Origin of the sequence: Enterococcus sp. SB12 (assembly GCF_030910025.2) — a bacterium.
Taxonomy (GTDB): domain Bacteria; phylum Bacillota; class Bacilli; order Lactobacillales; family Enterococcaceae; genus Enterococcus_B; species Enterococcus_B faecium.
The window spans coordinates 314,087-329,371 of record NZ_CP175675.1; the positions used below are offsets into that span (position 1 = coordinate 314,087).

Genomic DNA, 15,285 nt, shown 5'->3' on the forward strand with positions numbered 1-15,285 from the left:
ATGATAAATGACGAACGAAAAAAAGCAGTGACTCAGCAACTCGCTGCGTTGGTAGAGGAAGCATTGATCGCAGAAGTAACATTAAGTCCAAAACCTGGATTAGTGGATGCACTGGATGCGGGTGCACATTCCGATATGGACTATGCTTTATTTCTTAAGTCTGCTAAGACGCTAACTCCTTTTTTTGAAGAAATGGCTCAAATAGCATGGCATCATGCTATTGATCAGGAGTTAAGAGAAAGAATTGCTGAGATTGGGCGAAAAGCGGAAAAGGCAATGCTGATTGCTACAAATGGCATCAATACCCATAAAGGAGCGATTTGGGCAATGGGGCTATTGATCAGTGTCATTGCACAAAAAATCAGTATGGAACAGCCTTTTTCTTTATCGAAAATACTTGATGATGTCAGCAAGCTTGCTGCTTTTCCTGATACAAAATATCGTCATAAAAAAAACACTCATGGTCATAGGGTGAAGCAAAAATATGGCGTAAATGGTGCATATGAAGAAGCGATATTAGGGTATCCGCATATCAGGCTTGCAATCCAAGCAGCTAAGGAGCTAGATAATGATTCATATGTACAGAAACAAATGCATATGTTGTTAGTTTTGATGAGTTCGCTAGATGACACATGCGTATTGCATCGCAGTGATCAGAAAACGTTAGTGGAAATGCAAAAACTTGCTCATGCTGCTAGTCAAAGTGCTTTACCAAATCGTCCATTTACAGCACTGTTGCACTTTTGTCAGGAAAACCAAATCTCTCCTGGAGGAAGCGCAGATCTCTTGTCTGCAAGCTTGTTCATGCTGAAGATAGAGGAATTATGGACTGCCGACACATACATCTGTTCGATGTTACTCAATGACTAAATAAGACAAAATTGCTAAAAAAACAGTTTATGCATCTGGTTATTGACTCTTCCTTTTAGCAAGGCTATGATAAAAATAGTTTTTTGTAATAAAAGATAACGAGGAAGACAATGAAAAAAATCAATTATTTAGCAATCATTTTGTTAGTGGGCCTATGTTTGTTTGCTCTGCCGACCCAAGGATTCGCTGTCGCGGGTGGTCATGGTGGAGGTACATCTAGCGGTCGAAGTTCGGGCAGAGGTTCATTTGGCGGTCGTTCATATGGGGGCAGTTATTTTGGCAGTCGTTCTTACGGCAGAGATTCTTATGGGTATTATGGTCCAAGTACAGGTCCTTCTAGTTATTAGCAAACGGGATTTCTTGCATTAGCTGTTTTGTCAGTAGGAGGGGTTTCTGCTTTTTCTATCGTCAAGAATAAAAGACAAAAGAAAAGGCTGAAAGCGGAGATATTGTCCCGCATGTCAGGAACGGCTAAAGAAAAGAAAGCACAGTTTCTGGAAATCCAAAAGATATTCATGAAGATCCAATCCGCTTGGGAAGAAGAAACTCCTGAAAAAGCCAGAAGCTGTTATACAGACAAGCTGTTTGCCGAAAATCAGAAAGTTCTGCAAAAAAACAAAGCAGACGGTGTAAGAAATCATACTAAAAAAATAACTATTCAGGAAGTAGGAAATTATCGACAGATCCACGAAAATAGTTTTGCCATCCGAATTGATTTCAGATGCTGTGATTATTCAGTCGATCGAAAAGATGGGCGATTGATCTCAGGAAGTAAGATACAACGACAGTATTTTTCTCAGATATGGTATTTTGATTTTTCTGAGAAAGAAAAAAGATGGCAAGCCGATTTTATTCAGCCGATTATGCTGGATTGACAGGAAATATTTATGAACGGAGTTGTGACAAAAGCCTTGTCGCAACTCCTTTTTCTGAATAAACGGTGTGCCAGAGATAGCCTATCGGCAATAAGGCACGATTTTGTAAAATATGGGAAGCTATTTTTCAAAATCGCTTCTTATCGCTCAAGGCTGAACATCTCTGTCACAACTTCTCCACTAAATGGTGTTCAAAAGCTTGCATCTGCGATAATAAGAACAACCAAACAAAAAATAGGAAGCACTATTTTAGTTTAGTTGTTCTTATTACTTGATGCAGGACAGCTTTTTCACAACCTCTTTTTTGTATGGATGGGCAAAATTTTTGTAATAATAGGCGTATGTCTTTTTCGTTGAGGAGATGGAAAAGCATATGGCTTATTTTTTGTTTGCTTTGCTTACTTTCTTTCCACTTCAAGTGGCAGAAATATCTACTTTTTATTATGTAAGCGGAACCATATACTTGAAATCAGAAGGAGATCATTTCTATGAAAACAAGAACAATTGAAATACTTCACAGAATCATGACAGCCCAATATCCAGTAAAAGCAAAACATCTAGCAAGTGAGTTCAATGTCAGTCAGCGGACGATCCGTCAGGAAGTTCTTGAAGCGAATATCTGGTTGAGCAGTAAAAAGCTTCCGGAGATCCGTACAATTCGCAACAAAGGTTTTTTGTTGAAGCTGGAAAAGGAAAAGCAAGCTCGATTAGAAACTGAAATAAAAGATGTGAAAGACGGCTTTTTGAATCGGCGCGAACGTATTTTTGATCTAGTTTTAGCCGTTGCTTACAGCCGAATCCCGATCCATCTAAACAAAAAAGAAGAAGAATTTCAAATCTCTAAAAGTACATTAGATGAAGATATGAGACGGTTACGAGCAACACTGGTCAGTTATGGGATAGAGATCGTCAGTTATGGAAAGCAAGGACTGGTTTATAAAGGTTCAGAACGATCTATCCGTACGATGATCTATGATTTTATCAATCAGAATCTGGGAATGACCGACTTCTTTATGAATCAAGATGCACAATTAACACCGGCTCAAAAAATCTTTCTCCATTATTTTCCTTTGGTGGAAATCAAAAAAATACAGGAGATCTATTCCAATAAGTTGTTGAAACAAGAAGATGATATTTATAAAAAACAAATCCTGCTTTTTACATTGATCTGGATCCAGCGAATCAGGAAACATGAATTTATCTCTGCCATTAATTGGAAAAATACAGAAATAAAAGACAGTAGCTTTTCTGCATTTATTGACCACATGATCGAGGAATTTCAATTGGACAATGTCCCGCAAGTAGAAAGAAATTATCTTCGTTTCACTATTGAGACGTTCAATGCTAGAGATATCTCCAATTCAATCGAGTGGGTACAAGCTCAATTACTAACGATCCAATTGATCCAATTCGAGACACACGTACCTTTCCATCTAAAGGAAGAAGCTTTATTCGAAAATCTCTATAAGCACATGGCTGCACTGATTGTAAGAATCAAGAATCATATCCAAGTCATGAATCCATTGAAAAAAAACATCCGAACAAATTATTTCCCAATCTACCGCGCAGTCACTCATTTTGTTCCTACGATCGAAGAAGTAATTGGTGGCAAGATACTGGAGGACGAGATAGCTTTTCTTGTCATCCACTTTTCGACGATCGCCAGTGTAATCAAGCGAGACTTGAATTATGTTTATAAATCAGTCGTTGTCTGTAACCATGGGATGGCTACTGGAAATCTGTTAGCAGAGAATCTGAAAGAAAAGTTTCCTCAGATCGAGATTACTGCAGTTTTAAGTTCAAAAGAAATCGAATTAGTAGATAAATTGGATGTCAATCTGGTTTTCAGCACCTTTCAATTGAATTATCGAAATAAGCCGCTTTTAGTTGTCGATCCGATTTTAACTGAGACGAATATCTTGGTTATAGAAGACTTTTTGAAAAGAAATGAAGAACTACAGCGGTTAGAGCCTAACAGTCATGAATCGACGGAGTTATTCACTCAAATAATAGATGTCATGAAAGAAAGTGGTGGCCGAGTAGATCGAATCATCTATGGCAAGTTAGAAAAATTATTCGAAACAAACAATTTAGAAATCAACAAAAGGGAGATCCAGCCTATGTTAAAAGATATTTTGACGGACAGCAATATCATGATCAAAGAAAAAGCCACTACTTGGGAGGAATCGATTGAACTAGCTGCTAGACCATTGGTTAAAGAAAACATTGTCGAAGAGCGCTATGTCGAAGCGATGATTCGTGCAGTGAATGATTACGGACCGTATATCGTGATTGGCAAACACATGGCACTAGCCCATGCCCGACCAGAAGATGGGGTCAATAAATTAGGAGTCAGCGTAGCTACGATTGAGCAACCAATCGATTTCGGTAATCCTGAAATGGATCCAGTAAAGATTATTTTTTGTTTGGCAGCAGTAGACTCCTACTCGCATCTGAACATCATGAAAGAACTAATTGAATTGATCAACAACGAAGAGAAGTTGGATCGATTGATTGAATGCACAAATATCGAAGATTTCAAACAACTGCTTTTTTCAGTAGTTGAGAAATAATAAATGATACGGGGGAGAACAAAGATGAACAAATTGAACATTTTATTCGTATGCGGCGCAGGTTTAGGAAGTAGTTTTGCAGCACAGATGTCTGCTGAGGATGTTTTGAACAAATTAGGAGTAGAAGCCAAACTGGACCATTGTGATATTTCTTCCGCAGTTTCCATGAAACCAGATGTGATCATCACAGCAGAAAATTTTCGTTCGCAGTTCGAAAAGTTCGCAGTTGATCCTAAAACGGCGATGATCTATTTGAAAAATATTGTTTCAAAAAATGAAATTGAAGAAAAAATCACCCCAGTTCTGCAAGATAAGGGAGTTATCTAAATACAAAAAGAAAAGAGGGTAAAAACATGAGCGTTATCAATTTTATCATCGAAAATATTTTGACTCAGGCATCGATCACCATTGCATTGATTGCTATGTTGGGTCTACTACTGCAGAAGAAATCAGCAGGACAAGTCATCTCTGGCACGTTAAAGACACTCCTAGGATTTCAAGTGTTGAGTGCCGGTTCGAGCATCATCGTTGGAAGTTTAACTTATTTCGGGAAAATCTTTACTGAAGGATTTCATATGCAAGGGATCATCCCTTCTATTGAATCTATCAATGGTCAAGCAATGAATGATTTGGGTTTAGGTAGAGATATTGCACTGACGTTCTTAGCCATTTTTGTATTCAATATTATTTTGGCTCGTTTCACAAAATGGAAGTACATTTTTTTAACTGGTCAAGCAATTTTATGGATGGCAACGATGACGACAGTCTTTGGCTATTTTGCCGGTCTGCGAGGGATCGTATTGATCTTGGTCGGTGGTTTTATCGGAGCTTGTTTCGCCATTGCTATGCCGGCAGTAGCGCAACCGATCATTCGTAAAATCACTGGATCAAATGATATTGCTTTAGGTCATTTTTGTACGATCGGGTACTTATTTGAATCCGGTGTTGCTAAGCTTTTTGGTGAGAAAGGCGAAAATAAAAAGTCGATCGAAGATATCAAGTTGCCGACACATTTCGAATTTCTGCAAGATACTTATTTGTCTGTCATGGTCGTGATGGTCCCGCTATATATCATCACTGTTTTATTTGCAGGCGAACCATTCGCTTCTGAATTATCAGGAGATCAAAACTATATCATGTTTGCCTTTTTACAAGCCATCCAATTCGTAGTGGGTGTGTATGTATTGCTAGCTGGTGTACGTCTACTGTTAGGTGAAATCGTGCCGGCATTTCGAGGGATAGCTATGAAATTAGTTCCTGATGCGATCCCTGCCTTAGATTGTCCAGTTTTCTTTCCTTATAGCCCAAATGCTGTCATTTTAGGTTTCATTACGACAACGATTGGTACGATTATTGCCATGTTTACTTTGCCCATGTTCGGCTTAGCGATGATTTTACCTGGTATGCTAACCAATTTCTTTGCCGGAGGGACAGCAGGGATATTTGGCAACGCAGTTGGCGGACGCCGAGGAGCGATCATTGGCGGTATTGCTCATGGTTTCTTTATTACATTATTGCCCGCTTTGCTAGTAACGATCTTTAATTCGATGGGATTCATCAATGCTACAGCAACCGATGTAGATACAGTAGCCGCAGCACTCTTATATGCCTGGATCTTAAGCCCAGTTTTGAAAGCATTTTAATTGAAAGTAGGGAAAATGATGTTTGGATTTTTTAAGAAAAAAGAAAAAGAACCGAAAAAAGTTCTGGCAAAAGAAGAAAAAGCCCTATCGCCAGAAGCGACCGAAAAGATTCAATCAGAGATTACACAATTGAAACAAGAGATTTCCACTACCCAAGATAGGCATAAATTAGCGGAACTTTATGAACAAGTTGGACTTAAATTTTCTGAATTGTATGAGAACGATCAAGCCATCCAATATTTAGAAAAGAGCTTGGAAAATAAACAGACGATCGGAGATGGGTATAAAAAACTGATGAGCCTCTATAACCAGAAGCGTTCAGATGCTGCTCGTGCTGGTGATGATCAAGGGATCGATTACTACATGGGCAAAATGGATGAGATGCGACAAATTGCAAAACAAGTAACGATCAAAGGAAACAAATAAAAAGATAAGGTGGCAATAAAAGATGTATACAACATTGAAAGAAGTAACAAAAACAGCAGAAGAGTTGAATTTTACAGTTGGAGCTTTTAATACGCATAACCTAGAAATGCTTCCTGCCATGCTAGGCGCAGCAAAAGAAATGGGTTCGCCAATCATTATTCAAACAAGTGTCGATACCGCTAAATATATCGGCATGCATGTGTTAGTCAATGTAATGACAGCTATTGCAGAAGAAGAAATGGTTGATGCAGTCTTGCACTTAGACCACGCCCGAGACTTTGATGATATCAAAGAAGCAATCGACAGCGGATATACTTCTGTCATGTATGATGGGTCCCATCTGCCTTTCAAAGAAAATATCCTGAAGACAAAAGCAGTAGTAGAATATGCCCATGCGCACGGTGTTTCCGTAGAAGGAGAACTTGGAACAATCGGCGGTACAGAAGAAGGAATCCATGTCGCTGAAAATGACAAGGTATATACAAGACCGGAAGACGCAGTGAAATTTGTAGAAGCTACAGGCGTGGATGCATTAGCTATTGCTATCGGTACGAATCATGGACAATTCAAATCAAAAACAGAAGTAAACATTCCCTTGCTGAAAGAAATCGATGCAGTAGTTGATGTCCCCCTAGTTATCCATGGAGGAACAGGTGTGAAAGAAGAAGATTATCCTGAATTGATCAATAACGGGATCCGCAAATTCAATGTTGGAACGGAGCTTTTAGTCAACTGGACGAAAGTAGCTAAAGAAACCTTTAGTGAAACAGAAATCAACAAGTCTCTTCGCCATAATGTGATTCCAGCAAATGAAGCAGTAAAAGAAATTGTCAATCATAAGATTGGACTGTTTATGAACTTGGAAAGTCCAATTAACTTAGGAAATAAATGAGATGAAAAAGTATTTCATTCTTCTGGCTGGTAGTCCTGGTACAGGAAAAACATATCTTATGAATAAACTACGGGAACGATTTCCAGATATGTATGCCATCACGCTCGATGAAATCAAGGAATACTATGCAGAATCCATCGGGTTTAACAATTTGGAAGAACGGGCGGAACAAGAAAGGACGAAAGTTTATCCTTTCTATTACAAAGCACTTGATTTGTATATGGAAGCAGGAAAGAAAGTGATTGTGTCCGAGTATCCTTTTAGTGATAAGCAAAAAGCACGACTCCAAGAATTAGCAGATAGATACGGATATCAGGTGATCACGATTCGCCTAACAGCAGACTTTGAAGTGTTATGGCAACGTCGGTACAAACGTGATCGTGAATCAGATCGTCATTTGAGCTATATCATGGATCATTATCACTATGGTGACGTATTGGAAGATCGAACGAAAGGGACCAATCATATTACGAAAGAAGCATTCAAAAAGATCATCGCCGACCGAAAATATGACAAATTCCAGTTAGGAACACTATATGAATTTGATGTAACAGACTATACTCAAGTAGATTACACTCCACTATTGGATAAATTAGAAAAAAAATCAATGACAATAAGTAACAAAGAAATGGCTTAATATCGAAAAATTGGCTTTTGAACGCCGTTTACCGAGAGGTCGTGAGCCTACCGTTCAGCACCGAGTCACAAGGAGCAATTTCAAGAAACAGCTTCTCATGTTTGATGAATATTGTGACTTGTGACTGAGGAGTTGGTAGGAGGACACCGTTTAAGGAAGAGGTTGTGAAGTCAGTGTTTTAATATGAGTATTATAGAAAAAAACGGCAAAATAGCTCCTCATATTTTGCCGTTTTTTTAGTGAATACCGAGCATCAGCTGATTGAACACCGTTTAGTGGGGAGGTTGTGAAAAAGCTGTCCTGCCTCAATTAATAAGAACAGCCAGACAAGAATAGCTCGTCATATTTTTCGTTTGGTGGGGCTTATTACCGCAGATGCAAGCTTTTGAACGCCATTTATTCACAGCCCCAGAGAAGTCGAATGTCTTTTGTTCTCGAGTTTTTTAACATTCTTTTATTTATTGCAGATTTCATTATATTTATTTGCCGTAATTAAACTAGTCTTCTATACTTGATTACATAGTCATACATTTGCTAAAAAAGAAGGGAAGAGAATGAACAAGAAGTTGGCTCAATACAAAAGACTACTCGCACTTTCTCAAGCTGGTCTATATTATGGAAAAGATGTATTTGATAAAGAGCGTTTTGAGGAGATCCGGACGATTTCATTGGAACTGATCAGTGAAATAGGAAAAGAAACTTTCGAAGAAATAAAAGCGCTCACAACGATTGGAGAAGGACATCCAACACCAAAAGTAGATGTTCGTGCCTATATCAAAAAAGATGGCAAGGTCCTACTAATCGAAGATAAACGGACGAAAGAATGGTCACTTCCTGGTGGATTTGCTGAAATAGGATTGTCTCCTGAAGAAAATGTGCGTAAAGAAGTCTATGAAGAAACAGGATTAACAGTAGAAACTACTCAGTTGCGAGCAGTTTTTGATACGAATAAACAAAAAGATATTCCACAGCTTTTTCAGTATTATAAACTTGTTTTTGCTTGTGCGATCCACGGTGAAGAGGCCAAGTTTATTGAGAATAATGAAACTTCCAACATGGGATTTTTTAGTATAGAAGAGTTGCCAAAGCTATCAGAAAAGCGAACAACGAAGAAACAGTTACTTATTTTAGAAAACAAAAACCAGATCTATTGTGATTGAGCTTTTTCGTAAAAGAAGAAAAGAATATACTTTACTAGTTATTAAAAAAGAACTTGATTTTTTTATTGAAAATAGTTGCATTTGCAACAAAAAGAGGTAAACTAGTCTTACAAACAAAATAAAGGTGGGATGAAATGGCTGAAATCCTTCGAGACATCGGAATGATTGCCCGAGCGCTAGATTCTATTAGCAATATCGAATTCAAAGAAGTCGATTTAACAAGAGGACAGTATCTTTATTTAGTACGTATTTGCGAAAATCCTGGAATCATCCAAGAAAAACTAGCAGAAATGATCAAAGTAGATCGTACAACGACTGCCCGAGCAATCAAGAAATTAGAATCCAATGGGATGATCGAACGTTTGGAAGATAAAGAAAATAAAAAAATCAAGAAACTCTATCCGACTAAAAAAGGAGCAGAAATCTATCCTTTCATCATTCGAGAAAACAACTACTCCAATGCAGTCGCATTAAATGGTCTTTCTGACGAAGAAGCAAAACAATTGGAATATCTTTTAAATAAAGTATGCAAGAATGTTAGCGAAGATTGGAATTTTGTCAAAAAAGGCAATAAAAGGATCTATTGAAAGGAAGAAGCCGTGAATAAATACGAAATTCGAAAAATGACGCCTTCAGATGTAGACTTACTACAACAAATTAGTATCGAAACATTTACAGATACATTTGGAAAAGATAATTCACCGGAGCATTTAGCTGATTACTTGACACAAGCTTATGCACTAGAAAAACTTACAGAAGAGCTAAAAGATAAAGAAACCGATTTTTTCCTAGTGAGTATCGATCAAGAGCCTGCGGGTTACCTGAAACTAAATACAGGAACGAGTCAATCTGAGGAAATGGCTGATCATTTTTTAGAAATCGAGCGAATCTATGTACGAAAAAAATTTAAACATCAAGGTATCGGTACATTTTTACTAGATACAGCTATTGAAAAAGCAAGAGAAAAGCAAAAAACAGCCATTTGGCTCGGTGTTTGGGAACACAACGATGTTGCGCTCGCTTTTTATCGTAAAAAAGGATTTATCAAATACAGCGAACATGTTTTTTATATGGGAGATGATCCCCAAACAGACTATCTATTCATCAAGCAATTATTCTAATCAAGAGGTGTGAACAGATGAAAAAAGTAATAGTGGATACCAATTTCTGGGAAGTATTTCCTGAAGCAACCATCGAAATCTTATCCGTAAATGGTATCGATAACCACGTAACAAAAGAAAGTGAAGAAACGTATCATCAATTATTGAATGAGGCAGCAAAAGAAGCAAGAAATTACCTTACAGAAGAAACATTCAGCCAAAACGAAGTCATTGCTCAGTGGCGTCAGGCATTTACCACATTCAAGACTAAAAAAGGTGCACGTTCTTCTATTGAAGCTTTACTGAAACGTGCAAATCAAGAACGGGAATTTTTCCCAATCAATCCGCTTGTAGATATCTATAATAGTATTTCCTTGTCTTTTGGCGTACCTTGCGGCGGAGAAGATATCGAAAAGATCGCAGGAAATCTGCATTTAGGAAAAGCCCAAGGTGGCGAATCATTCCTGCCTTTAGGTGCAGATTCCGATGCTCCGGCACTTCCGGAAGAAATCATCTACTATGATGAACAAGGAGCGATCTGTCGCTGTCTCAACTGGCGTGAAGCCCAAAGAACGATGCTGACGGAAGAAACACAAGCAGCGGTGCTGGTCATTGAATCCATCAATGCTGAACAAGCGGCACGTGGCGCACAGGCAATCGAAGCGTTGAAGGAAAAAATCGATCAAACATTTGGCGTAACTAGTGTTAGACACACACTAACCAAAGATGAATCAGAAGCAGAATTATAAAAGAATCGAAAAAAGAAGAGCGGCATTCATTGCCGTTTTTTTTTGTAAAAAAAGTTTGTGGAGGAAAGCAATCCTAGAAACTATTGCTTTATTTTTCTTGAATAGTATCAAACACAAGGTGTTTGCGCTTTCGTGATATAATGAAATCAGTTTATAGACAGGAAAGAAAATCAAATAGAAAGAAGGGTCAAACGATGATACAAAAAACACGTGTGATGCTTTATGTCAATGACGTAGAGATGATTTGCCGATTCTTTGTAGAAAAAATTGGTGCAGAAATTTCTGAAACAATCGAATTGCCAGAAGAATTTAAGAGTATTGTACTCAGCATCTCAAAAGAATTAGAATTAGGCGTATTCCCAAAAGTATTTGTGCAGAAATTTTCACCAGAAGTATTAGGACCACCGCCTTCTTTAGTGTTTTTTACGGACGAATTTGAGACTATCTACGAGAACATGGAAGAACCAGGAGAAATCACAGATAACAATGGCATCTTGACTTTCAATTTTTCTGACCCTGAAGGCAATTATTTTGTTATAGGAAAAGCTGAGTCGTCTGATTGAATAAAAAGGAGGAAAAACAGTGGATCTAATGGGAAGATTAGAAGGTTATTTGAAGTATCGGCGAGCAAAACATAGTGAGAAGCTTCGAGCAAAGAATCTCAAATCAGGAAAAAAGAAGACAAAAGGCTGGGGAAAAATGGTCGATACAGGTTTTGGCGGACTAAATAATCTGAATCCTGTCGATACAAAAGAATTCATCAAAGAAGAACAGAAACGAAATGGTAAAATCAAATCACACTATTGATTTTTGAGACTAGAATGAAGAAACTTTATTAACACAATAAAGAAATTCTTGTAATCCAAGTGAATGTTCATGAACTTTGAGATAAAGAGATTTAATCAGATGGAACGTTCGGATTTTGCTTAAAATCCGAATTTTTTGTTTACTTATGTTTTGTTTTAGTATATGATAAAACACGTTGTTTTATTAATAAATCGAAATTTTAACGGACTTTATTTATAATGTTCGGATTTAGGGGGATGGAAGATGAAGGAAAAAATACTTTCCTACTTCGAAATAGAAAAATTGAACACCACGGTAAAACGTGAGGTACTGGCAGGATTTACAACATTTATCTCAATGGCTTATATCTTATTTGTAAATCCAACTGTATTAGGTGCTTCTGGAATGGATGAAGGAGCAGTGTTTACTGCGACTGCATTAGCCAGTGCGATCGGCTGTATTTTAATGGGGGTATTAGCCTGTTATCCAATTGGAACGGCACCTGCTCTTGGGATCAATGCTTTTTTTGCTTATTCTGTTTGTTTAGGAATGGGGATTCCATGGGAAACAGCATTAGCCGGCGTATTCGTTGCTTCTTTGATTTTTATTTTGATCACAATCTTCAAGCTGCGGGAAATGATCATTGATGCGATCCCAGCAGATTTGAAATATGCGATTTCTGGCGGTATCGGTCTATTTATCGCTTTTCTTGGTCTGAGCGAAGGTGGGATCATCGTTTCGAATGAATCTACATTAGTAGGATTAGGATCACTCAACGTTGGTTCTACTTGGTTGACGATTTTTGGATTAGTCGTAACTGCTATCTTGCTTGTTCGGCGTGTACCAGGTGGCATCTTCATCGGGATGGCAGCTACAACGATTTTAGGTCTGGTCACAGGTTTGATTCCAATGCCTTCTGAAATTGTTGCCGCAGCACCAAGTTTGAAACCAACATTTTTAGTTGCATTAAAACATGTAGGGGACATCAATTCTCTTCAAATGTGGGTCGTAGTGCTGACATTCTTGCTTGTGACTTTCTTTGATACAGCAGGAACTTTAGTTGGATTAGCAAACCAAGCAGGTTTCATGAAAGACAACAAGATGCCTCGCGTAGGGAAAGCTTTAGCTTCTGATTCAACAGCTATGCTTGCGGGTTCCTTATTAGGTACTTCTCCTGTTGGTGCATTTGTAGAATCATCAGCTGGTATCGCCGTTGGAGGACGTTCAGGTATCACAGCTATTACTACAGGGATTTTCTTCTTGTTAGGCTTGTTCTTTTCTCCATTACTATCAGTTGTTACTTCACAAGTAACTGCACCAGCATTGATTATGGTAGGAGTATTGATGGCACAATCTTTGCGACAAATCGAATGGGGAAAATTAGAGATTGCGATCCCTTCATTCTTGATCTTGATCGGCATGCCTTTGACTTATAGTATTTCAGATGGGATTGCATTAGGTTTTATCTTCTATCCAATTACCATGTTAGCAGCTAAAAGAGGAAAAGAAGTATCTCCCATCATGTATGGTCTGTTCTTTGTATTCGTGGGATTCATGTGGATATTGAATGTGAAATAAAGAGGTTGTGAAATCAGTGTTCTGGCCTGAGTATTAGAGAAAAAAACGAAAAAATAGTTCCTCATATTTTGCCGTTTTTTGAGCTAATACCAAGGGACAGCTGAGTGAACACCGTTTATAAAGAAGTTGTGAAATCAGCATTCTTCCCTGCATAAATCAATCCTTTCAAAAAACAGTTGAGGAAATTTCCTCAGCTGTTTTTTTGTTTTATTCTGTTACCGATAACAAGGTGCAATAGCTATTTGAGAGCGTTACAATTTTTAGTGAGAGAGACTAAAATAAATGATTAAGCAAAAAATAGAAACATCCATTTATAGGAGGAAAATCATGGAACAAAAATGGTGGCACCATTCAGTTGTTTATCAAACCTATCCAAGAAGTTTTCAAGATTCAAATCAAGATGGTATTGGAGATTTGCGGGGGATTATTTCCAGGTTGGATTATCTGGCGTATTTAGGTATTGATGCAATTTGGCTTTCTCCAGTATACGAGTCTCCGAATGATGACAATGGGTATGATATCAGTAATTATCAAGCAATCATGGCAGAATTCGGTACGATGGAAGAAATGGAAGAACTGATTGAAGAAGCAAAGAAAAGAAATATCCGTATCATCATGGATCTGGTGGTGAATCATACTTCTGATGAACATCCGTGGTTCATTGAGGCCCGTAAAAATAAAGAAAATCCTTATCGGGACTATTATATTTGGCGTGATCCGGTCAATGGAAAAGAGCCTAATAGATTGCGCTCAATATTCAGTGGTTCTGCTTGGCAGTTGGATGAAAAAACGGGGCAATATTTTCTGCACTTGTATGGCAAGCGTCAACCTGATTTGAATTGGAAAAATAAACAGGTTCGCCAAGAGATTTATCAAATGATGAATTTCTGGATCGATAAAGGTATTGGTGGCTTTCGTATGGACGTGATCGATATGATTGGCAAAGAACCGGATAAAGAAATCACAAGTAATGGACCTAAACTGCATGAGTATCTTCAGGAAATGAATCAAGCAACTTTTGGTGACAAAAATCTGATGACTGTTGGCGAAACATGGGGAGCAACTACCGAAATCGCGAAACTTTATTCCAATCCTAAAAGAAATGAATTATCCATGGTCTTCCAATTCGAACACATAGGATTAGATCAGCAAGAAGGCAAAGACAAATGGGATTTGAAACCCTTGAGTATCTCTGAACTGAAAAAAGTATTATCGAAATGGCAAACTTCTTTGGGTGATGAAGGATGGAATAGTTTATTTTGGAATAATCATGATCTTCCGCGAATTGTTTCTCGTTGGGGAAATGACGATGTGTATCGAAAAGAAAGTGCCAAGATGTTTGCTATCTTGCTTCATATGATGAAAGGTACTCCTTATATCTATCAAGGAGAAGAATTAGGCATGACGAATTGCCCAATTGATGATATCGCGGAAGCAAAAGATATTGAGACAATCAATATGTATAACGAAAGGATTTCTTCTGGATTTACAAAAGAGGAAATCTTGGAATCAATCAATGTGAAAGGAAGAGACAATGCTAGGACGCCTATGCAATGGAACGCCCGTGAACATGCTGGGTTTACTACTGGAATTCCATGGCTTCGAGTCAACCCAAATTATAAAGAAATCAATGCAGAAGAAGCGTTAGCAGATCAAGATTCTGTTTTTTATATGTACAAGAAATTGATCGATTTGCGTAGAAAACATGACATCATCGTCTGGGGAGACTATGAATTAGTAGAAGAGACGCCAGAGCATGTCTTTGCCTATTCTCGCATATATGAAGATCAGCGATGGCTCGTTGTTTGCAATATGTCTAGTGAAAAACAGGTGTTCACTGTTCCACGTGAAGCTTTAAGGATTATTGTGTCAAATTATCCTCTGAAACAGTTACCAGACGGCAAAGTCGAGTTACGACCATATGAAGCATTTGTGGTGGAAGTAAATAAAGAAAAGCTTATTTGATTGAAACGTATTACCGAGAGGTTGTGACACA

Annotated in this window: 14 protein-coding genes and 2 pseudogenes; all 16 read left to right on the forward strand. The window is 38.0% G+C overall.

Translation table 11 applies throughout. The features are described 5' to 3' along the window. The 16 genes and pseudogenes from mdcB to RBL01_RS01600 all read left to right on the forward strand — a co-directional run bounded on the left by mdcB (position 1) and on the right by RBL01_RS01600 (position 15,254). The gene (mdcB, locus tag RBL01_RS01525) at positions 1-870 is read left to right on the forward strand and encodes a triphosphoribosyl-dephospho-CoA synthase MdcB (RefSeq protein WP_002319518.1); all 870 of its coding nucleotides are present in this window, start codon (positions 1-3) and stop codon (positions 868-870) included. 110 nt (positions 871-980) lie between these two features. After that, positions 981-1,745 (forward strand): annotated as a pseudogene (locus tag RBL01_RS01530) (TIM44-like domain-containing protein). Positions 1,746-2,233: 488 nt separating this feature from the next. Continuing rightward, on the forward strand, positions 2,234-4,318 hold the full coding sequence (locus tag RBL01_RS01535; protein WP_307780864.1) for a BglG family transcription antiterminator: 2,085 nt from the start codon (positions 2,234-2,236) through the stop codon (positions 4,316-4,318). A gap of 24 nt (positions 4,319-4,342) precedes the next feature. Continuing rightward, on the forward strand, positions 4,343-4,645 hold the full coding sequence (locus RBL01_RS01540; protein ID WP_002287534.1) for a PTS sugar transporter subunit IIB: 303 nt from the start codon (positions 4,343-4,345) through the stop codon (positions 4,643-4,645). A gap of 26 nt (positions 4,646-4,671) precedes the next feature. Next, positions 4,672-5,961 (forward strand): PTS sugar transporter subunit IIC, encoded by a 1,290-nt coding sequence (locus RBL01_RS01545; protein WP_002319522.1) that lies wholly within the window; start codon positions 4,672-4,674, stop codon positions 5,959-5,961. An 18-nt stretch (positions 5,962-5,979) separates the two neighbouring features. Further along, positions 5,980-6,387 carry a hypothetical protein gene (locus RBL01_RS01550; protein ID WP_002327509.1) on the forward strand — a complete coding sequence of 136 codons (408 nt, stop codon included), beginning with the start codon at positions 5,980-5,982 and terminating at the stop codon, positions 6,385-6,387. A gap of 22 nt (positions 6,388-6,409) precedes the next feature. Continuing rightward, the gene (locus RBL01_RS01555; protein ID WP_002319524.1) at positions 6,410-7,279 is read left to right on the forward strand and encodes a ketose-bisphosphate aldolase; all 870 of its coding nucleotides are present in this window, start codon (positions 6,410-6,412) and stop codon (positions 7,277-7,279) included. 1 nt (position 7,280) lies between these two features. Next, positions 7,281-7,900: pseudogene (locus RBL01_RS01560) on the forward strand (AAA family ATPase). 570 nt (positions 7,901-8,470) lie between these two features. Further along, on the forward strand, positions 8,471-9,076 hold the full coding sequence (locus tag RBL01_RS01565; protein ID WP_002294695.1) for an NUDIX hydrolase: 606 nt from the start codon (positions 8,471-8,473) through the stop codon (positions 9,074-9,076). Positions 9,077-9,210: 134 nt separating this feature from the next. Next, positions 9,211-9,663, forward strand: coding sequence for a MarR family winged helix-turn-helix transcriptional regulator (locus RBL01_RS01570; RefSeq protein ID WP_002294693.1), 453 nt, complete (start codon positions 9,211-9,213; stop codon positions 9,661-9,663). 36 nt (positions 9,664-9,699) lie between these two features. Next, entirely contained in the window at positions 9,700-10,197 is a 498-nt protein-coding gene (locus RBL01_RS01575) for a GNAT family N-acetyltransferase (RefSeq protein WP_029743967.1), read from the forward strand. Positions 10,198-10,214: 17 nt separating this feature from the next. Beyond that, positions 10,215-10,925: a B3/4 domain-containing protein gene (locus RBL01_RS01580; protein ID WP_002296773.1), complete on the forward strand. Its 711-nt coding sequence runs from the start codon at positions 10,215-10,217 to the stop codon at positions 10,923-10,925. 140 nt (positions 10,926-11,065) lie between these two features. After that, positions 11,066-11,488 carry a VOC family protein gene (locus tag RBL01_RS01585; protein ID WP_002376108.1) on the forward strand — a complete coding sequence of 141 codons (423 nt, stop codon included), beginning with the start codon at positions 11,066-11,068 and terminating at the stop codon, positions 11,486-11,488. Between the two features lie 19 nt (positions 11,489-11,507). After that, a complete protein-coding gene (locus tag RBL01_RS01590) occupies positions 11,508-11,732 on the forward strand; it encodes a hypothetical protein (protein ID WP_002294687.1) in 225 nt (74 codons plus the stop codon). Positions 11,733-11,975: 243 nt separating this feature from the next. After that, complete coding sequence (locus RBL01_RS01595; protein WP_038809337.1) at positions 11,976-13,289, forward strand: NCS2 family permease; 1,314 nt, start codon at positions 11,976-11,978, stop codon at positions 13,287-13,289. 327 nt (positions 13,290-13,616) lie between these two features. After that, entirely contained in the window at positions 13,617-15,254 is a 1,638-nt protein-coding gene (locus RBL01_RS01600) for an alpha-glucosidase (RefSeq protein WP_307780863.1), read from the forward strand. The last annotated feature ends 31 nt before the right edge of the window (positions 15,255-15,285 follow it).

Bases quoted from the DNA above. Each gene is read 5' to 3' on its own strand.
- RBL01_RS01555 (WP_002319524.1), top strand. From the start codon at position 6,410: ATGTATACAACATTGAAAGAAGTAACAAAAACAGCAGAAGAGTTGAAT.
- RBL01_RS01585 (WP_002376108.1), top strand. From the start codon at position 11,066: ATGAAATCAGTTTATAGACAGGAAAGAAAATCAAATAGAAAGAAGGGT.
- RBL01_RS01600 (WP_307780863.1), top strand. From the start codon at position 13,617: ATGGAACAAAAATGGTGGCACCATTCAGTTGTTTATCAAACCTATCCA.
- RBL01_RS01540 (WP_002287534.1), top strand. From the start codon at position 4,343: ATGAACAAATTGAACATTTTATTCGTATGCGGCGCAGGTTTAGGAAGT.
- RBL01_RS01595 (WP_038809337.1), top strand. From the start codon at position 11,976: ATGAAGGAAAAAATACTTTCCTACTTCGAAATAGAAAAATTGAACACC.
- RBL01_RS01545 (WP_002319522.1), top strand. From the start codon at position 4,672: ATGAGCGTTATCAATTTTATCATCGAAAATATTTTGACTCAGGCATCG.
- RBL01_RS01570 (WP_002294693.1), top strand. From the start codon at position 9,211: ATGGCTGAAATCCTTCGAGACATCGGAATGATTGCCCGAGCGCTAGAT.
- mdcB (WP_002319518.1), top strand. From the start codon at position 1: ATGATAAATGACGAACGAAAAAAAGCAGTGACTCAGCAACTCGCTGCG.
- RBL01_RS01565 (WP_002294695.1), top strand. From the start codon at position 8,471: ATGAACAAGAAGTTGGCTCAATACAAAAGACTACTCGCACTTTCTCAA.
- RBL01_RS01550 (WP_002327509.1), top strand. From the start codon at position 5,980: ATGTTTGGATTTTTTAAGAAAAAAGAAAAAGAACCGAAAAAAGTTCTG.
- RBL01_RS01535 (WP_307780864.1), top strand. From the start codon at position 2,234: ATGAAAACAAGAACAATTGAAATACTTCACAGAATCATGACAGCCCAA.
- RBL01_RS01580 (WP_002296773.1), top strand. From the start codon at position 10,215: ATGAAAAAAGTAATAGTGGATACCAATTTCTGGGAAGTATTTCCTGAA.
- RBL01_RS01575 (WP_029743967.1), top strand. From the start codon at position 9,700: ATGACGCCTTCAGATGTAGACTTACTACAACAAATTAGTATCGAAACA.